Source organism: Paeniglutamicibacter antarcticus (assembly GCF_039544305.1).
GTDB lineage: Bacteria > Actinomycetota > Actinomycetes > Actinomycetales > Micrococcaceae > Paeniglutamicibacter > Paeniglutamicibacter antarcticus_C.
Map to the genome: position 1 here is coordinate 1 of NZ_BAABLK010000054.1, position 894 is coordinate 894.

Genomic DNA, 894 nt, shown 5'->3' on the forward strand with positions numbered 1-894 from the left:
TCACGTGGCCTATTGGATCTCGCTGGCACGATGGCTGTTTGGTAATGCTCGGCGAGTTGACGGTAAGACTTGGTCACCACCACCTCATGATCTGACCGGGTGCGTCGATGCGTGGCGGTGCGAGCATTGTCGGGGACGATCAGCTGGGGAACTCCACCGATGAACGTCAACGCGTTGACGTGCGCTTGGTTCCAGGCCTCCTGCTTCATGTTGCTGAACGCCTGGCAGAACACCAACCCGGAGTATGGAAGCGAAGCAACAAAGAAGTACGCTTTGCTCACTTCCCCGGTGACGGTGTCCACCACCGGCAGGGTGGGTCCGACCCAATCAACGAACATCGCCTTGCCCGGCTCGTGCTGCAGCGTAGCAACAACGTCGGTGGCAGCGGCAAACCGGTTGAACAGCTCGCAGTACTGCGAGTAACTGTATTTCTTGCGCTCACCGGGCCCGCCCAGGTATTTGACCCAGCCTTGCTGCAACGTGAAGAACCGGTTGTGCTTCATCGCCTCGATGACCTGAGTGAAATGTGGGTCGGCGTAGTCCTGGGAGACGGCTTTGCGGCCGTCCGGGAAAAGCTGCTCAACATCTGCTGCGGTCATGGAAGCAAAGCGCTCGGCAGTGATGCCGGCGGTGGCAATGGCTTTCTTCACTGCCGAGACATCACGACGTGAACAACCCACCGACGCAGTGATTTCCTCATAGGTACGGTTTTTGAACACCATCGACATGATGGTCTGATAATCCACCAAGGTATTTCTCCTCTGATCGGCTCGCCGCACCGTGTTGTGTGGCGATCAAATCAGATGATCATGAAAAGTGCTCGAGCGGTACCGTGTGAGCAGAACGGAAGTACCAACAAGCCGGAACATGAGTACCTTCAGACGCTATTTAGCA

Annotated in this window: 1 pseudogene; it reads right to left on the reverse strand. The window is 56.6% G+C overall.

Going from position 1 to position 894, the window contains the following annotated elements:
- Positions 1-746 (reverse strand): annotated as a pseudogene (locus ABEA12_RS15030) (DDE-type integrase/transposase/recombinase); the annotation flags it as partial.
- Positions 747-894: the final 148 nt, after the last annotated feature.